Raw genomic sequence first — 18,668 nt, forward strand, 5'->3', positions numbered from 1 at the left:
CGAGCAGGCGAAAGGCACCCTCCCGCGCACAGCGGGAGAGTGCAGTGCGTCACTGCATAAGCATCAGCGGCAGCAGTGTGATGATCGGGAAGGCCACAAGGATGATCACCCGGATAATGTCAGAAGCGACAAAGAACATGACCGCCTTGTAGGTGTCGATCATACGGGTCTTGCGGTCCATCGCATTGATGATGAACAGGTTCATGCCCACCGGCGGGGTGATCAGGCCGACCTCCACCACGATCAGCACCAGCACCCCGAACCAGATGGCGACATATTCCGCTTCGATCCGGTTCACCCGGCCTTCGGTTACGCGAATACCCAGTTCCTTCATCTGCTCGCGGGTGAGTTCGGCCCCGGTCGCGATGGCATCCTGTATCGAGGCCAGCATTTCCGCCCCCATACCTTCAGGCACGCCGGCCTTCAAAACCTCCATTGCCGCATCCGCCTGCATTGCAGGCAGCGATAGCAGCCCGAAGTCCATGGCTGAGATCACCGGGAAGAAGATCGGGATTGTCAGAAGGATCATCGACAGCGAGTCCATCAGACAGCCGAACACCAGATAGAACGCCAGGATCAGCGCCAGCACCATCCAGGGGCTGAGCCCCTGACTCACCACGAAGTCGGCCAGTTCCTGCGGCACCTTGGTCAGAGCCAGGAAACCGTTGTAGAAACCTGCACCCAGCACGATAAAGAAGATCATCGCAGTGGAGCGTGCGGTCACCAGAAAACTATCCGCCAGGGTTTCACGGTTCAGCCCGCCATTGAGCCAGGCGATCAAGCCTGTGCCGAACGCACCTACTGCCGCACCTTCCGTCGGGGTGAACCAGCCCAGGTAGATACCGCCAACCACAAGGCCAAACACCAGAAGCACCGGCCAGACATGAAACAGCGCGGCAAAGCGCTCACCCCACGGGACCGGCGGGCGGGTGCCAGCGCTCTCCGGGAAAAGGCGGACATAGATGGAAATCGCAATCACATAACCAAGCGCTGCCAGCAGGCCGGGGATGAAGGCCGACAGGAAAAGTTTGGCGATGTTCTGCTCGGTCAGAATTGCATAGATCACCAGCACCACCGAGGGCGGGATCAGGATGCCCAGCGTCCCACCCGCAGCCAGTGTCGCGGTCGAAAAGCCGCCGGCATAACCGTATTGCTTCAGTTCCGGCAGTGCGACCCGGCCCATGGTTGCAGCAGTCGCCAGTGAGGAACCGCAAATTGCGCCGAATCCGGCGCAGGCCCCAATAGCCGCCATTGCGACACCGCCCTTGCGGTGGCCTAGGAACCCTTCAGCCGCCTTGAACAGCGCGGTGGACATGCCGCCCAGCGTCGCGAAATGCCCCATCAGCAGGAACATCGGCACGATGGTCAGCGAGTAGGAGGAAAAGGTCGTATAGGTCTCGCTTTTCAAGCGGCCAAACGCAACCTGTGTTCCGTCGGTCACCCAGATCAGCCCGCCAAGGCCGACAAGAAACATCGAAAGACCGATTGGCACCCGCAAAAAGATCAGCAGCATCAGAACCGGGAAGGAGGCGATGCCAATTTCAAGAGCTGTCACTGTTCACCCTCCACGCCGTCCCAGATCAGGATGCGGCCGGTAAAGAATTCGATGGTGCGCACGGCGCCCATGTAGATACCCACGATGGCAGCAACGACCGCCGCCAGCAGGCTGATGGCGTAGGCCCACCAGATCGGGAACTCGAGCAGGAAGGAGGTTTCGCCGTTGGAAAATTTGCCTGCCAGACCGTCCGCCAGCCGCCAGGCAATCAGCACCAGAACCGCAGCAAAGACAATTTCAGTCACCATCCGGAGGAATCGTTTCACTCCGCGCGGAAACGCATTGGCCACCACATCGACCGAGGCATGCCCCGCTGTGATCTGGCACAGTGGCAGAAAGGCAAAGATCGCGAATGCCACCCCGGCCTCGACCAATTCAAAGTCGCCATTCACTGGTCCGACCCAGCCCGTCATCCATTTTGAAAACCCGGGCGCAATCCGCTCCATCAAATCGCCATGGAAGAAACCGTTGAGCAAGCGCCCAGCGATTGAAACACATGTCAGAATGATCAGAAGAGTGAGGACCGCACCGCCCAGGTAGGCCATTGATTTGGCCAGCCGCATCATGAGCTTGTGCATGGTTCTGTTGCCTTGTTCCGGTGTGCAAAGGGCCGCAGTGCCAATGCCGTGCGGCCCTTTACCTTTGTCAATCCAAACGCCTTACTGGTACTGCGGCGTGTATTTCTCGATCAGCCCGCTGGCCTCTTCGATCAGCGCTGCGCCATCGATGCCCTTTTCCTTCATGTCAGCAATCCACTGATCATAAATCGGCTGCGAACGCTCGCGCCAGATAGCGGTCTGGTCTTCATCCAGGGTGATCACGTTGTTGCCCAGGTCCAGCGCCATTTCGCGCGACGGGCCATCCGAATCCGCCTGGGTGCCACCCGCGAAGACCGAGAACTCCAGGCCGGAGTTGTCGTCGATCGCCTTTTTCAGGTCATCTGGCAGGCTCTCATATTTCTCTTTGTTCATCGCCAGAACGAAAGTGAGCGTATAAAGCGCCTTGCCGGTGAACTCGGTGTGGTTCTCCACCAGTTCCGGAACTTTCAGCGCCGCGGTCACTTCCCACGGAATGGTGGTGCCGTCGATCACGCCCTTGGACAGGCCTTCCGGGATCGCCGGAACCGGCATCCCTACCGGGGTTGCGCCCAGTTCTGTCAGCAGCGCATTGACCGAACGGCCGCCGCCACGGATCTTCATGCCTTCCAGGTCTTCGGGCGTTTCCACCGGATCAGACGTGTGGATCATGCCAGGGCCGTGCACCCAGGTTCCCAGGATGTGCACATCCTTGAACTCGGTGTCTTTCATATGCTTGTCGAACATCTCCCAATAGGCGTGCGAAACGGCGCGCGCATTGGTCATCATGAACGGCAGTTCAAACACCTCGGTCGAAGGATAGCGGCCCGGGGTGTAGCCCACCACGGTCCAAACGATGTCAGCCACACCGTCGATGGCCTGGTCCATCAGCTCTGGCGGCTTGCCGCCCAGCTGCATCGAGGGGAAACGGTCGATCTTGATCCGTCCGCCGGACGATTCTTCGACATTGTCTGCCCAGACGTCCAGGATCAGTTTTGGAACGTTTGCCTGCGCTGGCAGGAATTGGTGCAGTTTCAGGGTCACCTCCTGAGCAAAAGCCGGCATAGCGCCGAACATTGCCAGGGCCGCTGCGCCCGCTGCCCCCAAAAGCTTTCTGCGAGTGGTCATTTGTGTCCTCCCTTTGACCAAGTCACTTGCCAGAATCGGCGCTTTCGCAATTTTGATGCGCCGCTCGGCAAACTTCTTTTCATTTCTGCCGCCAAATCCCCCATATGGGTTCGTTTAACGAACCGGTTGCCTCCCTGCTATTAGGTGCATTTGTAACCATCAACAGCAGATTATGCATTTTCTACTCATGAAATCTGTTAGATTTAGTTCTCCACGGCGAAACGGCCGCTTAAATGTTACGAAATCCACAGGCATCTCATTCAATTTGATACATATTGAATCAGCCGTCTGGCAACAACTTTCGAACCAGAGACAACCGTGCGTCATTCCGCAGCAGCCAACTCCAAAGCGACAGCGGGCAGACCATCGATCCCGCCGCGTATTCTGTCACCTTTTTTAACAGCCCCAACTCCGGCAGGTGTCCCGGTCAAAATCAGGTCGCCTGGCCGCAGGTGATAAAATCCGGACAGGTGGCAGATTATGTCAGTAACAGACCAGATCATTTCTGAAAGCGTTGCTTGCTGCCGGATCTCCCCATTCACCTCCAGCCAGATGCGCTGATCTGATGGGCCTCCCCAATCTGGCGCCGGGATCAGCGGCGCCAGCACGGTTCCGTTTTCCAGATCCTTGCCCAGGTCCCAGGGCCGCTGTTTCTGCCGCTCGCGAATCTGCAGATCGCGCCGGGTCATATCCAAGGCACAACAATATCCATATATAGAGGCACGCGCAGATTCCGGTGTCGCCCGGAATACATGCCCGTCCAGCGCCACGGCCAGTTCCATCTCGTAGTGGAAGTTTTCAGTACCTGGGGGGTAGGGCACGACCGCATCTGTCAGAACCGCATTTGCAGCCGCTTTGGTGAAATAAAACGGAGCTTCGCGGTCCACCTCGTTTCCCATCTCGGCGGCATGCGCGGCATAGTTGCGCCCGACACAGAAAATCCGCCCTACCGGGTAGCCAGTATCTTTCCCGCTCACCGGAACAACCAGTGTTTCGGGAAGTTCGAACAGAAGCTCACCCATCGGTGTTGTCCTTATATGTCCCTGCCTTCAGGTTTCACCCAAAGTCAGACCTATAAGTACCGCGGCTGTAAACCCCCGTTTAAGGCAGCAGCGCGCACCGGTCCGGAAATGCAACTGCCGGAACGATTCTCGCCCTTGGAAGCAAACAACGGTGCGCCGCGGTTCAGCGGCCTGTTGCGCCCAGCACGGCGAGGCCGGTTCTGGCGATGATTTTGAGATCGGCCGGGAAGCTGCGGCGGCGGAGATAGGCGACGTCCAGCGCCACCCGTTCCTGATAGCTGACATCGTTGCGCCCCGAGACCTGCCACAATCCGGTGATGCCGGGCTTCTGGGCCAGATAGGCGCTGGCGCTGCTGCCGTATTTGGCCAGTTCCTTGGTGACGATGGGGCGCGGGCCGACAAAACTCATCTCGCCCTTCAGCACATTCCAGATCTGCGGCAGCTCATCCAGGCTGGTCTTGCGCAGGACATGGCCCAGGCGGCTGATGCGCGGATCCTTGGCCAGCTTGTGATCGCGCTCCCATTCGGCTGCGGCTGCGGGATCGGCGTCCAGATGCGCCTGCAGCCGGGCTTCGGCATCCGCCACCATGCTGCGCACCTTCCAGCACTTGAACGGCTTGCCGTCCCGCCCGACCCGGGTGTGGCCGAAAAAGCCGGGGCCGCCATCGCGGCGCACCAGCCCCCACAGCAACAGGATCACAGGCACCAGAACCGGCAGCAGCAGCAGCGCAAAACCGATATCGAAGAGCCGCTTTCCCGCCTTGGCGTAAAGACCGGCCGGGACCTGCACGGGCAGATGGTGATCAGCAGAGCCTTCTGCGGAATACGCAGCCAGTGCAAAATCCTGCATCGTCAAACACCCTGAATGTAAATTGATTCAACCAAAACCCACACGCAAAACGGTACGGGCAGGTTCTCAATACATCCAAATTGCAACAAATTTAAGTGGCAATTTCTATAGTTTTGAAATCCGGCGGCGGTGTGCCGCCGCAGCCGGATCGCGGCAGCGGTCAAGCCCGGCTCCGGCGGTCCGCTTCCCAGGCCAGCACCAGCGCCGCGCCCACCGCCGCCAGCGCCAGCAGGCCGGCGCCCGCATCAATCTCCGGCACCCCATGCGGATTGCCGACGCCGTTGTTGAAGCCGCCGCCATTGCCGTTGCCCCAGCCGCCGCCATTGGTGCTGCCATTTCCGTTGGCAAACGCAGCTGTCAGGGTCATGCAGTGCACCGCACAGACGGCACCTGCAGCAGTCAGAAAGGTTTTCATTGCTCCGGCCTCACTAGAAAAGGATAGGTTTCAATTCGAAGACCGCTAACACTTTTCCGAAAATTGCGCAATTTCCGCCACCGGGCAACCCCGGCCTTGGCGGCCATCTGTGTCCGGGCTGCACCGCCGCCGCCCGCCGGCCGCCCCCTGGAATCAGACCCTAACTGCGCACCTGCAGGAACCGCGGCGCGCTGCCGTCCAGGCAGACCGCGGACAGCGCCCCGCCGGCATAGGCGCCGGTATCGATGGCAATCCGGCCCTGCGCCGCCGCGGGCGCCGCAACGATGGTGTGCCCGTGCACCACCCAGATCCCGTCCCGGCGCGGCCGCCGCAAAAACGCCGGATGTCCCCACAGCAGCACGTCCTGCGGCTGCGCCTCCGGGGCCGCGCCCGGATCCGCGCCGGCATGCACCACCAGCACTGTGCCCGTCCGCAGCGAGGCCGGAAGCCCGGCCAGCCAGGCAATCAGCGCCGCCCCCATCCGGTCGCGCAGGTCATCGCGGCAGCCGCGCAGCTCCTCCGCCGTCATCTGCGGCCGCACCCCGCGGACCCCGAAGGACGCCAGCGTCTGCAGCCCGCCATTGCGGATCCAGCGCCCGCCCGCGCGGGCCGGATCCTCCAGGAACGCCAGCAGCATCGCCTCGTGGTTGCCCATCAGGCAGGTCAGATCCGCCCGGCCGCTCAGATAGCGCAGCACCCCCGCGCTCTGCTCGCCCCGGTCGATATAGTCGCCCGCCAGCACCGTCCGGTGGCCCGGCGGCACCTTGGCCAGCATCGCCTCCAGCAGCTCCAGGCAGCCATGCACATCGCCGATCACGCACAGCGGCGCCCCCGGCGCCGGGTCGTCAAACCGGGCCGCCGGCCAGAGACTGTTGAACAAGGATGACAGCACGGATGCCAGGCCTCCCGGCGGCCCCGGATGCAGCAAAATCCCGGCGCAGGGCCGCGCGCCGGGGCAAGGACTGTCTCAGGGTGATACCCCCCCGCCCGCTGCGGGGCAAGGCGGCCCGCTCAGGCGCGGCTGCAGGCGGGCACCCCCATGCGGATGATCTCGCTGCCCTTGATCTTGTGCACCCCGGAAATCCGGTTGCGCCCCTCCGCCATGAACCAGGACTGCAGCGGCGCCGGGTAATACTGCGCCATCACCCGGCTGAAATAGTCGAACTTCTCCTGGGTCAGGCGCCGCCCCCCGCGCGAGGGGCCGTGGAAGCCGAAAGTGGTGGCCGGATCGACACAGGCCCCCGGCAGGCCCAGGAACATGGTGCAGGTGGAATAGCAGACCTTGCCGCGGATCTCGACCCGCACCCCGTGCTTCTGCAGGTTGCTGAGCTCGATCAGCCGGTCATGCAGGTAGCCGCCGCGGTCGCTGCCCACCACATAGGTCTGCTGGGCCGCCGCCGCAGACGGCTGCAGCATCAGCGCCAGGCCGCAGGCGGCGGCCGCCCTAGCGGCCAGGCGACAGGCGGCCAGGCGAAGGGCGGAACGGGCGCGGGACAGGGGGGCAAGGGCCGGCATGGTCAGATCTCCAAGGCAAACACGGGCGTTGGAGACTGGATAGACACCCCCTGCGGGCGGGCCGGGGTGCGGATGTGGCAAAAGTTAGTACATTATCAACACTTTAGCCCGCATGTTAGGCAAATTTTAAGGGATCTTAACGCAGCCCCGCCAAACCCAAGCCGAACCCGCTCAGATCAGCCCGAAATCCCCGGAAGCAACCGCCGCCGCCGCAACACATCTCGCTGCAGGCAAGCAAGTTGCTCAGCCAGCCGCGTGCGGCAAGACTGCTGGGCGGTAGTACTCCTGATACCACTCCACGAAACGGCAAACACCCTCTTGCACTGCAGTCTGCGGCTTATAGCCCGTGAGGCTTTGCAGCAGCGACGCATCTGCCCAGGTGGCAGGCACATCACCGGCCTGCATTGGCATCAGGTTCTGCTGAGCCTTGCAGCCAGTGGCCGCTTCGATGGCTTCAATAAATGTGGTCAGCCGGACGGACTCGGAATTGCCGATATTGACGACCCTGTGCGGCGCAACCGGCGAAAGACTGTCCCCCTCCGGCACAACACCGTCTGCCGGGCGGACCGGCATCGCATCCAGCAACAGGCGGATTGCTTCAACCAAATCAGTTACATAGGTAAAGTCACGTTTCATGTCGCCGAAATTGTAAACGTCTATCGGCGTACCTTCGAGGATCGCCTTGGTGAACTTGAACAAGGCCATATCAGGCCGCCCCCATGGGCCATAGACGGTGAAGAAGCGGAACATGGTTACTGGCAAGCCAAACAAATGAGCATAGGAATGCGCCATGTTTTCAGTCGCCTTCTTGGTGGCGGCATAGAAGGACATCTGGTGATCGGCCTTCTGGGTTTCCTTGTAGGGCATTCCGGTATTGGCGCCAAAAGCCGACGACGTGGAGGCCAGCAGCATGTGGTGTGGCGGATAAGCGCGGGCAGCCTCCAGGATTTCGAAAGTGCCGGTTATATTGCTTTCCAGATAGGACCGCGGATTTTCGATGGAATAACGCACCCCGGCTTGGGCTGCGAGATGCACAACGTAGTCCGGCCTGTGCCCTGCAAACAGATCCAGCATGAGACCCGGCTCTTCGATGCTGCGGTTGACCACTGTGAAATCCGGGTGCTGAACCAGCTTCGCCTGACGGTCTTTTTTGAGCTGGACACTGTAGTAGTCAGAGAGGTTATCGATACCCAAAACGCGAAAACCGGCCTCCAGCAGCAACTGACACAAGTGGTAGCCAATAAATCCGGATGACCCGGTGACAAGGACGGTTTGCTGGGTCATCTGTCTGCTCCTAGATCTGTCTGAGCCGCGAAGGTTGAATCGCGGCGCAATGGTGCTGTTTTGCAGGTGCTCCGGCATCCGCTGTAGTTTATCGCAAGCCAGGTTGGGCCGGGCCATGCCCGGTGGTCATGCACAATACGTAAGCCAAAGAAAAGGTTAAACAACCCAGCCCGTACTACTCACCCCAAATACGAAGCCCGCACGGAAACAGGCCTGGCTGCGGCTTTGTGCCCGTTCTTTCAGACAGCAGCGGACAAACATCAGCCGGGTTGCCGGCCGTCCCCCATGTACAGCTTTTGCATATCCACGAAGCATCCGTTCTCCAGACGTTGCCGGATCGCAGCCCAGCCTTCAGGGTTGCCCTGGATGGCCCTGTAAAGCTCCGCCGGGATTGTCATATATTCGAGAAACTGCTCTGATCCTGTCTCCAGCCAGGCGAAGACATAGCCGTCAGTCTCCTCGTCCGCCTCAACCAGGCGCAGTTCTATCCCTTCGGCCATCGGAACCGACTCGACGCTGCGCAGGATATGCAGCTTCATCATCTCCACGATAGCATCATCAAGGCCCAGCTGCCTGACCAGGAGTTTCTCCCGCACCGCGGGCCAGCCGAAGGTCAGCCGCACCGCTAGGCCGCTGCCGACGTCTCGGGCCGCTGCCGGGGCCTTCGCCCCGTAGCTGGTATCGAACAGGGCCTTGGCGTCGTCCTCCAGCCCCAGGTGGTCGCGCAGGCGGCTGGCGGGCATTGCGACGATCCATTGTCCGCGGCCCGCATCCAGGTAGTTGAACTGCGGCTGCAGCCGGAAACCTTCGCCGCAGGTGCCGCATTCGGCGTCCTGGAAACGGTCCTCCAGAATGTCTTCGCGCAGGTCGGGGCGGCGGTCAGCGTTCACGCTGCCCACGGCCATCATGGTCACCGGCGCCTCGCAGTGCGGACAGACCAGATTGACAGGGTGAAATAGGGACATTGGTCAGCAGCCTTTCAACGGGTCAGAGTTTCGACAGCCAGCCAACCGCGGGGTGGTTCGGCTTCAGCTTTCCGGAATGATAGGCCGCATAAAGCTCTGAGAACCATTCACCCGGTGCCCGGAACTGGTAGCCGGTGATCCCCTTGGCGCGCTCGCTCAGAAGGTAGGAGTTCCAGGCGTTGGGGTAGCTTTCCTGGTAGACCACGCCGCCGATCGCCAGCTTCTTGGCGGTGGCCATGCTGGACCAGGGCTGCGCCGGTTCCGACGCCATGTCGACAAAGGCCTGCATCTGGATACGGCGGCTTTCCCAATCCTCATCCGAGCAGGTTTCGTCCTCCGGTTTGGAAGGCACATGGGCACTTTTGTTATGCGCCATGTATTCGGTGACATAAGCGGTGTCATAGCTGAATTTCTTGGCAATCTTGTCCGCGATACCGGAGATATCCATACCGTGCTCGGTCCAGCCTCCGTATTCCTTCTTCTTGCCATTGCTGTTCATGAAACCATGCTTGTCGTCCACCGCATGGCCAACCTCATGCAGGGTGTTCCAGTTAAAGAAGGTGACCGGCTCCTCATTGGCGGGCTTGCATTTCTCCAGTTCCGCACGCTCTTCCGGGGTGGCGGCATCATCCAGGCTGCCCACCGCGTCGTCACTGCCGAAGGCATAGTTGGGCGACGCTCCGGCGTCTCCCTCATGCATCACAATCCGCTTCTTGTCTCCCTGGTACATTGACCCGCCTTTGGCCGCCTCGTTCACGGCGAAATTTTGCAGCGAGTCATTGTTCAGCGTGTGATCCAGCGGCAGGTCCTGCATCGCCTTGTAGAAAGCGACGATATTCGGCCCCTTCAGGTTATTGTCAGCAATCTCTGAAGCCGGAGCCAGATTCTCGTTGCTGAAGTTCTTGATATCGCACCCGAACCGCGCCTTGAAAGCGACCTTGACCACGGCGCGCTGCGCCTCCGGCTCCAGGTTATCGATCATCGCATCCAGTTCCGCGGTGCCGTTGGGCCGCGACAGGATTTCCTTGATATCGTCTTCCTTGGGCGGCGTGTTGGCACGCATTTCTGCCATCACAAAGGCACTGGTGCCGATAGCACGAGCCTCTTCCAGCAGATTGACACCGTCGCCAGGTTTCTTGCCGGCCACGGCCGCCGCCGCATCGCCCAGCTTCTTGCGCATTGCGTCGATGCTGGGCTTGATGGCATAGCGGTGCTCGTGCTTCTCCAGCACGCTCAGGCGCGGCTCAACCTCTGGCTTGGCGCGCAGTTCCTTATATTTCTGGTGCTGCTCCGCCATTTCCAGCGCCGCTTTAGTCCGGGAAATGGCGGCCTCGATATCGGCGCTGACCTTGCCGTAGTTCTGGCCGCCCTTGGCAGCGGTTCCGGCGCCATCCAGAAGCTTTTCGATCGCATCTGTCTCGTCCTTCACATAGGCAGCTTCCGCGTGGCTTGTAAGAGGCGGCAGCGCGGAACGGGCGCGGGTGATTTCCTGCGCGATGAAGGCATATTGCGAGATCACCTCATTGGCAGTGTTGCAGGCCTCCAGCGCTGCCTTGAGATGGCCCTTGGCGGTCTTGGCGTCCAGCCCGTCCTTCTGGCAGTTCTCAATCTCGGTATTGGCGGTGTCCAGATGGGTCTTGGCGACGTCGGCGTTCTCGCGGCTGCCCACTGCCTTGATCGACAGTTTCGCCGCTTGCACCTGCGGCCACCAGGGGGCGCTATCCTCGTCGCCGCCGATGGCGGAGTTCACCGCCTCAAGAATGCCATGGGTATTGGCGGAACTGATCGCCTCCTCAGCAGATTTGTTCACCTCCTCAGCCATGGTCTTGGCGGTGGCGTAGTCGCTGGGTGCCAGCTTGGTTAGATTGTCGTATTTTGCGGTCAACCGGGTCAGCTGGGCCTGGATCGCGTCTGCGTGTTTGTGGCCCTTGGCCTCGGCCAACTTACCCTCGGCGGCGGCACGGGCGGATTCGTAATCAGACGAGCCCTTGACCGACTTCAGCAGCGCCTTGGCGTCCTCAGCGATCTGCTTCAACAGCTTGATCGCCTGGGTATAATCGTTGTCGGTCAAATCAGTCCGCGCGGTGTCAAGCTTGGCGGCCGTCAGCCGGTCGGTCAGCGTCTTGATCCGGTCCTTGGTGGCATCATTGCTTTCCGGCGCCAGCGCATCCACCGCTGCTTGAGTGTCTGTTACTGTTTGGTTGTAGGGAGCGGCTGCGGCCAGCAGGAGCTTGCAGGCCTCAATCTTTTGATACGCCTTTTCGAACATCCTGAGCGCGGCCGAATAAGTATGGGCGGCCTTCATCGCCTCGTATTTGGCAAAATCAGCATCGGCACGGGCAATCTGATGCACCCCGGCCTCCTTGCCCGGGCCGATCAGCGTGGCGCGTGGTGTTTTGAAGAAGGGGGTTTCCCAGCCCAGCACGGTTTTCAGGGTCTTCAGATCCTCATCCGTCGCCTTCTCCCAGCCTGCGGCGGCCTTGGCTTTCTCTGCTGCGCCCTTGAAATCGCGGGATGTCTGTTTGGCGGTGCATTCGTCCAGAAGGTCCTGCACCTCGGTCTTGCGGTGGGTCAGCTGGGTTTCAACATCGCCGCCCTCGGTAGTGATCTTGGCGATGATCGCCGTGGCCTTGGTGCGGTCCGCCTTGATTGCTTTGAAAATCTCCCCGTCGGCCCGGGCCTGATCCGCGATCTTGCGCGCGGCAGCAAGCTTGGCCTCCGCCCCCTTGTAGTCATAGGCTTCAGGCTTGATCAGGTTACCCGCCTCGCCAGTCAGCCGGGTGATGTCATCCAGATGCGGCTGCAGGCAATTGACATCGTTCAGCGGAGCCAATGCAGCCGCCTGTGCGTCCAGCGAGGTCTTCAGTTCGCCAAAGGCACGGTGCTGGTGGACCAGCACCATCGCCATCTTCAAGTTCGAGATGGCGCTGTCCAGATATGCGCGGGCATCGTCGTATTTCTTGGCGGTCTTGGCCTTTTCGGCCTCCGCCGCGGGCAGCTGTGCCTTGGCGATCAGCGCGGTGAAATCATTGCCAGTGTCCGCCGCGACCACTTTGTCGCGGATATCGGTGAAGACCTTGAAGGCCGGATCCCACTTCTTCTTCAGATCGTCGAGTGCGGCGGTATCGGTCAATCCGTCCAGCTCCACCGCAGCTTCTGCCGCGGCCTTGGCGCTGTCCGCCCGCTTTTCGCCGTCCGCCACGCAAGCATTGGCGGTAGTGAAGTCCAGTTTCAGAGCTGCTGCCGCGGCCTCTGCCATCAGGGCCTTGGCGTCTTCCAGCATGGCTGCGGCCTGCGGCACGTTCTTCAGGGGGTCGATCTTGCCCTGAACCGCGACGCGTTTTTCCTTGTAGGCCTTGCAGGCATCCGCCTGGGCGGCTGCGGCGGGCCAATCGCCCTGGGTGCCGTCCAGCAGGGTCAGGGCGGTGGAGTATTTGTGCAGTACCGCCTCGGCCTTAGCGGATGCCAGGTCGGCCTCCATCTTGAGGATGATCACTTGGATGCCCGAGGCGCCGTCGTGGTCCTTGAACTCCTTCAGCTTGGCCTCGAATGCAGTGAGCTTGGGGCCGTACTGCTGAACAACCGGGATTTCCTTTTCGATGAAGGGGCGGATTTCCCAGAACTTGCCCAAAAGCTTAATCGACTCTGTGTAATCCTTGCTCGTGGCAACGTCTGAACCGGTGTAATAGCCGTTAGCCTCGTCCAGCTTATCCTGCAGCAGTGCCTTTACCGGCGCGCCAAGGCCTGCCCAGCTGTCAACCCAGGTCTTGGCCTTGGGCCGCCAGTCTTCAAAAAGCTTGCGCTGCTTGCGCACTTTGGCGGTTCTTTCATGAACCTTGGCGATCTCGTCCAGCTTCTGGATGCCATCCTTGAACTTCTTGGCGGCTTTGTCCTGCTGCGCCGCATCATACAACCGCTCCATTTCGCGTGCTGCGTCATCCACTGCCGGATCGCCGACTGTTACGCCGCGGGCCGAGTCGGCCAGCGCCTTGCGGTCGGGGTCGATCGCCATGAAATGGGCGAACTCATCGGCCAGGGTTTCGGCCTTGGCAATCTCCGCTTCGGCCGCGGTCAAGTCGGCGGTGGCCGTTTTCAGATCATGCGCTTTGGCCTTGTCCGCCGCGGCGGTGCGCAGTCCGGTAATGCGGGTGATTTCAGGTGCGATTTCAGGCGCCGCGGCCTTTGGGTGGCTGGTCAGAGGCACCATGCGCAGATCGAAGATTTCCAGAGCCTTCTGGAACGCGGTCTTGGCCTGAGTGTCGGCGGCAACAGCCTTTTCCAGCGCGTCCAGTGTCTTTTCACCGGCGTCCAGCTTGGCGCCGCTGGCATCTTCCGGCTTGGCTTTAGCCTGGGCGGCAAGTGCCGCCACCTTGTCTAGCGCGGCTTTCCACTTGTCCGGAGTCTGACTGACGGCTTCCGGCATCATGGTGTTGTAGGTCTTGACCGGCCCGTCTTTCAGTGCCTTGAGCGCGGCCTCAATCCGGGCGATCTGTTCGTCGACGGTGGCGTCCCCGGTCTCACTGCCAGTGTCGCCGGAGGGCGGTGCGGCCTGTTCCGGCGCTTTGGCCGGGGCTTCGGGTTTGGCTGCGGTCGCGGTATCACCGCCTGCTGCTGCTTCGGTGCTCGCAGGAGGCGTCTCCCCACCGACTGCCTCGGCGGCGGCCTGGCGGGCCTTGGAAATCGCCTGCGCCAGCGGGCCGACTGCCTTGAGCGCGCCCTCATAATCCGGCGGGTTGGCGGCCACGCGGGCCTTGATTTGGGTCCAGACGATTTCGATCTTCTGCGACTGCGCAGTCTTCAGTGCCAGCACCTCGTCGATCAGCGGCTCCAGCTTGGCCTCTGCCTGCTGCCACTTGCCCTCCAGCAAACTTTGCCGCTTGGCGCGGATGGCAGCGTCCTGGGCGGCGGTTTTCATCTCTGCGGAGAGTTTGCCAACATGCTCCAGAGCGGCAGAAAAACCGCTGCCTTCAGCCCTGGCCTGGATCGCCTTCCACAGCGCCTCTGCCTTGGAGAGGTCGATACCGGCAATATCCCGGAGCTTGGCCATGCTGGCCTCGACCTTGGCGGCGGTGGATTTCCACTTGGCCCCCGCCGGATCCGGTTCGGCGGAAGGGGCGGCCGGTGCCTCAGCCGGCGCTTCGGTGGCGGTGTCGCCGCTGGCAGCCGGGGCGGCCTGGGGGACGTCCTCTGCCGTTTCATCCTCATCATCGGCCTCCGACTCGACGACATTGCCAGACGGGTCGAGAATGAGGATCTTGTATTTGAGCCCGACCACCATGAACATCTTCTTGGCTTTGCGGGCCATGCCGGGAACGATCTTGCCCTCGACCGACATCGACAGTTCCTTGCCGTCCAGCCTCAGGGTGCCGAAGGTGAACTGCGGGGTTTCGCCATCGGATTTCGCCTGCTTGCCCAGCACCTTGGCAGCCTTGGTCTTGTGGGTGAGGAACACCGAATTCTCGATCTTTTTGCCGAAGCACAAACCGAAATAAAGCGCGCGCTTTCGGGCGATTGCCATCTGTTGCTTGATTTCCTTTGCGGCGGATCCGTCAAGAGGCATGGGGTAGCTCCCGAAACTGAAAAACCTTTTAAAAATAGCAAGTTATCGCCATTCTACTTGCAGCGTTGCATGGACGCCGGATTCCGACAAGATTTTTCTCTTGTCAAGTGATGCAGGCTCAGCAGACTCCCATAGCATGAACATCAAGGTGAAACGGCTATGAGCTTCCGGCCGTTGCAGGAACAGAAGTCTAAGAAACCGCGCCGGATCCGACTGGCGTTTCTTGGGATTTTTGCTGGTGCCTGCTGCGGGTTGGCTGCATTGTCATTTGCCTCTGACAGAAGAACCGGACATGGCGAAGGAATTCCAATGCCAGCAACCACCGCAACAGATCTGAATGGCCCTTGGATTGTGCTGAAGGTCAAGGGCGTCGACCTGGAACCGTTCGATGATCTGCGGTTCGATTTTGACGCAGGCACGCTATATGGTTCCAGCCCCTGCCGCAGTTTCACAACAACTTTCGGAGCTGACTTGAAAAACCTGATGTTTTCGCCCGTCCAGACGGGCGGCGGGCTATGCGACGAAGAGACCATGATCATTGAACGCGACTTCATGCAGCAGATCAGTCTGGTTAACCGCATGGAAGTTGATAATGAAGGTCAACTGGTGATGTATAACTTTGACCAGCCACTGCTGTGGGCCAAGCGGCTGGCAGGCTGACAGGCCGCTACGGCGGCTTCGGCTCCACTTTCCTTTGCTCAGTTCTGGCGGTGTTTTTAGCTGTCCTTGATCCGCAGTACAGGACGGAGCCGGTGAATGCTTGTCGTTGCCGTCTTTGAGAAAAATACTTGGAGGCCGTTGGGGAAGGACTAGGGACCGCAATGGCACAAGCCGGGCTGACCTTGTTGAATCGGAAAAACGTCCGGCACTGCCAGTGCTTCGATCTGCTCAGTCAGGACAATCGAGCCAGTTCCGATGCTGCTCTTTGCAATTCTGGCAGGAATTCCATAAGTTCCTGCAGGCTTCGCCGTTGGGCCGGAGCATGGACTGACAGTGTTGCAATCAGCCGTTTGCGAACGTCTTGAACAGGGACCGCAACGGCGACCATTCCCGCAATGAATTCCTCATCATCGGTGGAGTAACCGAGGCTGGAAATGGCCGCCAGTTCCGCACTGAGCTTATCAGGGTCGGTGCAGGTTTTTGGGGTAACCGCCTCCAGTTTCCGAGCCCGCAGTACCGCGTCAAGCGTGTTTGCCTTCAGTGTCGACAGGTACATCTTGCCGCTGGCGGTGCAGTGGAAAGGAACCTGAGTGCCAACTGGCAGCTGAATACGCAGCGGCCACTTGGTTTCCACCCGGTCCAAATAGATCATCCCCTCGCGATCCGGCGTGGCGAGATTGCAGGTCTCGCCCAGCTCCTCGGCCACGCTCTTGAGGATGCTCAGGCGGGCGGTGCGCAGGTGCTCCGACGACATGGTGTTCAGCGCCAGCTTGCGCAGCCGCGGGCCGGGCCCATAAGCCCTTCCGTCAAGGTCTCGCTGCAGGAAGCCCTCGGCCTCAGCTGTTTGCATAAGCCGGTGCACGGTGGGTTTAGGCAAGCCCATGGCATCAATCATCTCTGCTGGTTTAACTGCTACGCCGCGGCGGACAACCTCCTCCAGCAGCACCAGAAGGCGCAGGTTGGTGGGGATTTGCCCCTCTTTCTTTTCCGGCGCATCCGCTGCCATCGCCGCCTCATCGCTATTTGTTGGGCAGCAGCACCAGCGCGAAATCAGGAACCAGCGAGACCAGTAACCAGACCCCGATCAGGGCTGCAAGGTAAGGAACCGTATAGCGGAGCAGGCGGAAATACGGAACACCGGTCACACCGGATGCGACGTAGAGGTTCAATCCATAAGGCGGAGTGATGAAGCCGATAGAAGCGCCGACCAGGAAGATCACCGAAAAGTGGATCGGATCAACCCCGACGGAGGCCGCGATGGGGGCCAGGATCGGCGCCAAGATGATGGTCACCGGCAGGCTTTCCAGCACCATGCCAGAGAAGAACACGATGACCATCGAGGTGAACAGCACTGCATGGTAGCCGCCCATAGAGGTAACAAACCCGCCGATTGCCTGCTGCGCCCCGAGTAGCGAGAGAATCTGCTGCATCACCACCGAAATTGCGATCAGCGGCGCCAGGATGCCGGTGATCTGCGCTGAGCGCACCACGATGCCGGGGATTTGCGGAATGGTGAAGCCTTCAACCACAAGCATCTCGGCAAAGGATTTCTCCTCCCAGGTCTTATCGCTGCGGGCGCCTGTGATCTTGGTCACGACCCAGGACAGGACACCAGCAATGACGCAGAAGCCGACGGTGACGCCTGCGGCTTCGGTCGGGGAGAACTTGCCGGTGTAAATGCCCCACAGAACCAGTCCGATGGCAAAGAAGCCAAGCCAGGCGCCGAAGGCGGTTTTCAGGACCCGGTTCAACTGCAAGGGGATCAGAAAGCCCCAGCCGTTCTTCCGGCAGATGATCCAGCAGGCGAGCTGCATGCCGATAACCATCATCGCGCCGGGCAGGATGCCGGCCACGAACAGGTCGGAGATCGGCAGGTTCATCAGGAAACCGTAGACGATAAAGATGATCGACGGCGGAATGATGATGCCGACGGTGCCGCCCGCGGCGGCTGTGGCAGCCGAGAAGCGCTCGTCATAGCCGCCCTTGACCATCTCCGGGTGCAGCATTGAGCCGATGGTGGCGGTGGTTGCCGAGTTAGAGCCGGAAATGGCGGCAAACAACCCGCAGGCGCCGAGCGAGGCCATCGCCAGTCCGCCGCGCATCCAGCCGAGGCAGGCATAAGCAAAATCCGAAAGGCGCCGGGCAATACCGGACTGGTTGATCAGGTCGCCGGTCAGGATAAAAAGCGGCATCGCCAAAAGCGCAAATCCCTTGTTGAACACGTTCAAGAGCTCCGCACCCATGTTGTCGAGTGTCAGTCCCAGCACGAAGGAGCAGCCAATCACCCAATAGCCGATAACCAGCAGCACCGGCACCCCCAGCATGAACAGGAAGGTGACCCCAATCGAGATCAGCGTGACCCAGGTTCCCGTATCCATCACACGTCTCCTCCGATCACGGCCTGTTTGATCAGCGGTGCGCCGCTGCGGTAGTTGCGGATGTCGTCAGCCAAGTTTTCAAACACCCGCGCGATCATCAGGACAAAGGACATCGGCGCGGTGATCAGGAACCACCATTGCAGCACGCTGTCGGTGCCCAGAACAATCTGGAAGTTGGAGGCCGACAGCGCGGTCAGCCGGGTGGTAGTGACAAAGACAATCACCGCAAAGCCGAACCAAAGGACCGCATCCAGGGCAAGGCATCCCATCTGCGCCCAGCGGGGCATGACAGTTCTGAACTCGGAAAAGCTCAGATGGGTCCGCAGCCGCACGTTAAAGGCCGCCCCGAACCAAGCCATGATCATGAACAAGAGCGGCGGAATGGTGGTGGACCAGGGCTGCTGGTTCTTGAACACGAAGCGGTCAATCACCCCCCAGAAGATGATAAAAGCAATCGCCAGGTAGCTCCACACCATGATCGTGCGCTCCAGGTGCCGGTCCAAGAGCGGAATCAGCCGGTAAACCAGCATCACTACAAGGCCGCCCAGAGCGGCGGCGGCGGTGCCCAGCACCCAGGCGGCATTGCTTTCCAGCGCATTGCGTATTTCCCAGCTGTCCTCTGATGCAAACGCGCTGAAAATGGCGGCGATATCCGGCCAAAGCTGCATTTGTTCCTCCCCTCAGTTCCCGGCAGCCAAGACAGGCCTGCCGGGGCCAACAAGGCCGGCGCGTGCCTCTGGCGCCGGCCCTCTGCTCGCATT

The 18,668-nt window shown here is 60.7% G+C and carries 15 protein-coding genes; 1 reads left to right on the forward strand and 14 read right to left on the reverse strand.

Features of this window, described 5'->3' with window-relative positions; translation table 11 throughout:
* Positions 1 to 49: 49 nt before the first annotated feature.
* The 11 genes from K3725_RS18400 to K3725_RS18450 all read right to left on the reverse strand — a co-directional run bounded on the left by K3725_RS18400 (position 50) and on the right by K3725_RS18450 (position 14,827).
* Complete coding sequence (locus tag K3725_RS18400) at positions 50 to 1,555, reverse strand: TRAP transporter large permease (protein ID WP_226430435.1); 1,506 nt, start codon at positions 1,553 to 1,555, stop codon at positions 50 to 52.
* Positions 1,552 to 2,133 (reverse strand): TRAP transporter small permease, encoded by a 582-nt coding sequence (locus K3725_RS18405; protein WP_260016687.1) that lies wholly within the window; start codon positions 2,131 to 2,133, stop codon positions 1,552 to 1,554. Before K3725_RS18405 ends, K3725_RS18400 begins: the two co-directional genes overlap by 4 nt.
* Positions 2,134 to 2,214: 81 nt before the next feature.
* A complete protein-coding gene (locus K3725_RS18410; protein WP_260016688.1) occupies positions 2,215 to 3,258 on the reverse strand; it encodes a TRAP transporter substrate-binding protein in 1,044 nt (347 codons plus the stop codon).
* A gap of 323 nt (positions 3,259 to 3,581) precedes the next feature.
* Positions 3,582 to 4,280: a fumarylacetoacetate hydrolase family protein gene (locus K3725_RS18415; RefSeq protein WP_260016689.1), complete on the reverse strand. Its 699-nt coding sequence runs from the start codon at positions 4,278 to 4,280 to the stop codon at positions 3,582 to 3,584.
* 163 nt (positions 4,281 to 4,443) lie between these two features.
* The gene (locus tag K3725_RS18420; RefSeq protein WP_260016690.1) at positions 4,444 to 5,130 is read right to left on the reverse strand and encodes a sugar transferase; all 687 of its coding nucleotides are present in this window, start codon (positions 5,128 to 5,130) and stop codon (positions 4,444 to 4,446) included.
* Positions 5,131 to 5,290: 160 nt separating this feature from the next.
* On the reverse strand, positions 5,291 to 5,545 hold the full coding sequence (locus K3725_RS18425; protein ID WP_260016691.1) for a VPEID-CTERM sorting domain-containing protein: 255 nt from the start codon (positions 5,543 to 5,545) through the stop codon (positions 5,291 to 5,293).
* 160 nt (positions 5,546 to 5,705) lie between these two features.
* Positions 5,706 to 6,437: a metallophosphoesterase family protein gene (locus tag K3725_RS18430; RefSeq protein WP_260016692.1), complete on the reverse strand. Its 732-nt coding sequence runs from the start codon at positions 6,435 to 6,437 to the stop codon at positions 5,706 to 5,708.
* Positions 6,438 to 6,556: 119 nt separating this feature from the next.
* The gene (locus K3725_RS18435; RefSeq protein ID WP_260016693.1) at positions 6,557 to 7,060 is read right to left on the reverse strand and encodes a hypothetical protein; all 504 of its coding nucleotides are present in this window, start codon (positions 7,058 to 7,060) and stop codon (positions 6,557 to 6,559) included.
* Positions 7,061 to 7,303: 243 nt separating this feature from the next.
* Complete coding sequence (locus K3725_RS18440) at positions 7,304 to 8,344, reverse strand: NAD-dependent epimerase/dehydratase family protein (protein WP_260016694.1); 1,041 nt, start codon at positions 8,342 to 8,344, stop codon at positions 7,304 to 7,306.
* Between the two features lie 260 nt (positions 8,345 to 8,604).
* On the reverse strand, positions 8,605 to 9,309 hold the full coding sequence (locus K3725_RS18445) for a CpXC domain-containing protein (protein WP_260016695.1): 705 nt from the start codon (positions 9,307 to 9,309) through the stop codon (positions 8,605 to 8,607).
* Between the two features lie 22 nt (positions 9,310 to 9,331).
* On the reverse strand, positions 9,332 to 14,827 hold the full coding sequence (locus K3725_RS18450; protein ID WP_260016696.1) for a hypothetical protein: 5,496 nt from the start codon (positions 14,825 to 14,827) through the stop codon (positions 9,332 to 9,334).
* Between the two features lie 201 nt (positions 14,828 to 15,028).
* Between K3725_RS18450 and K3725_RS18455 the strand changes: the two genes are divergently transcribed.
* Positions 15,029 to 15,529 (forward strand): META domain-containing protein, encoded by a 501-nt coding sequence (locus K3725_RS18455; RefSeq protein WP_260016697.1) that lies wholly within the window; start codon positions 15,029 to 15,031, stop codon positions 15,527 to 15,529.
* 232 nt (positions 15,530 to 15,761) lie between these two features.
* Here the strand turns inward: K3725_RS18455 and K3725_RS18460 are convergent, their stop codons facing one another.
* From K3725_RS18460 to K3725_RS18470, 3 genes are read right to left on the reverse strand one after another with little or no spacing between them, the layout of a single operon-like run.
* Positions 15,762 to 16,535 carry an IclR family transcriptional regulator gene (locus tag K3725_RS18460; RefSeq protein ID WP_260016698.1) on the reverse strand — a complete coding sequence of 258 codons (774 nt, stop codon included), beginning with the start codon at positions 16,533 to 16,535 and terminating at the stop codon, positions 15,762 to 15,764.
* A gap of 13 nt (positions 16,536 to 16,548) precedes the next feature.
* Positions 16,549 to 17,907: a TRAP transporter large permease gene (locus K3725_RS18465; protein ID WP_260016699.1), complete on the reverse strand. Its 1,359-nt coding sequence runs from the start codon at positions 17,905 to 17,907 to the stop codon at positions 16,549 to 16,551.
* Positions 17,907 to 18,575, reverse strand: coding sequence for a TRAP transporter small permease (locus tag K3725_RS18470; protein ID WP_260016700.1), 669 nt, complete (start codon positions 18,573 to 18,575; stop codon positions 17,907 to 17,909). Before K3725_RS18470 ends, K3725_RS18465 begins: the two co-directional genes overlap by 1 nt.
* Positions 18,576 to 18,668: the final 93 nt, after the last annotated feature.

The sequence above is a fragment of the Leisingera sp. S132 genome (assembly GCF_025144465.1).
Classification (GTDB): Bacteria; Pseudomonadota; Alphaproteobacteria; order Rhodobacterales; family Rhodobacteraceae; genus Leisingera.